This window comes from Streptomyces sp. YS-3 (genome assembly GCF_045257485.1).
GTDB lineage: Bacteria > Actinomycetota > Actinomycetes > Streptomycetales > Streptomycetaceae > Streptomyces.
Map to the genome: position 1 here is coordinate 1 of NZ_JBJHPC010001063.1, position 1069 is coordinate 1069.

Consider the following 1069-nt stretch of genomic DNA (forward strand, 5'->3'; position numbering starts at 1 on the left):
CTGTACGCGCGCCCCCACCGCTCAGCCGCGCGGGGGCCGCGCGGCTGAGCGGTGGGGGCGCGCGTACAGCGGGGGTGTTCGGATCGGGGAGAATGGGCGGCATGAGCGCTCGTACTGTTGAGAACAACGCCCCTCACCGGGCCGGCTTCGCCTGTTTCGTCGGCCGCCCCAACGCGGGCAAGTCGACCCTCACGAACGCTCTGGTCGGACAGAAGGTGGCGATCACCTCCAGCCGTCCGCAGACGACGCGGCACACCGTCCGCGGCATCGTGCACCGCCCCGACGCGCAGCTGATCCTGGTCGACACGCCGGGCCTGCACAAGCCGCGCACGCTGCTCGGCGAGCGGCTGAACGACGTGGTCCGCACGACCTGGGCCGAGGTCGACGTGATCGGCTTCTGTCTGCCGGCGGACCAGAAGCTGGGGCCCGGCGACAAGTTCATCGCCAAGGAACTCGCGGGGATCAAGAAGACCCCGAAGATCGCGATCGTGACGAAGACGGACCTCGTCGACTCCAAGGCGCTCGCCGAGCAGTTGCTCGCCGTGCAGCGGCTCGGGGAGGAGCTGGGCTTCGAGTGGGCGCAGATCGTGCCGGTCTCGGCCGTCGGCGACCAGCAGGTCCAGCTGGTGGCGGACCTCCTGGTCCCGCTCCTGCCCGAGGGCCCCGCGCTCTACCCCGAGGGCGACCTCACGGACGAGCCCGAGCAGGTGATGGTGGCCGAGCTGATCCGCGAGGCGGCGCTGGAGGGGGTACGGGACGAGCTTCCGCACTCCATCGCGGTGGTGGTGGAGGAGATGCTGCCGCGCGAGGACCGGCCGGCCGACCGGCCGCTGCTCGACATCCACGCGAACGTGTACATCGAGCGGCCGAGCCAGAAGGGGATCATCATCGGTCCCAAGGGGAAGCGGCTGAAGGAAGTCGGGATGAAGTCGCGGCAGCACATTGAGGCGCTGCTGGGGACGCCGGTGTTTCTCGATCTTCATGTGAAGGTGGCGAAGGATTGGCAGCGGGATCCGAAGCAGCTGCGCAAACTGGGCTTCTGACCCCCACCCCGCCCCTTCCCCAAACC

At 69.4% G+C, this 1069-nt stretch carries 1 protein-coding gene; it reads left to right on the plus strand.

What is annotated here, in order from left to right:
- The first annotated feature begins 101 nt into the window (after nucleotides 1-101).
- On the plus strand, nucleotides 102-1043 hold the full coding sequence (era, locus tag ACJA3G_RS37480) for a GTPase Era (protein ID WP_406557469.1): 942 nt from the start codon (nucleotides 102-104) through the stop codon (nucleotides 1041-1043).
- The last annotated feature ends 26 nt before the right edge of the window (nucleotides 1044-1069 follow it).

What these genes read in the sequence shown, in the direction of transcription:
- era (WP_406557469.1), top strand. Translation starts at nt 102, where the DNA reads ATGAGCGCTCGTACTGTTGAGAACAACGCCCCTCACCGGGCCGGCTTC.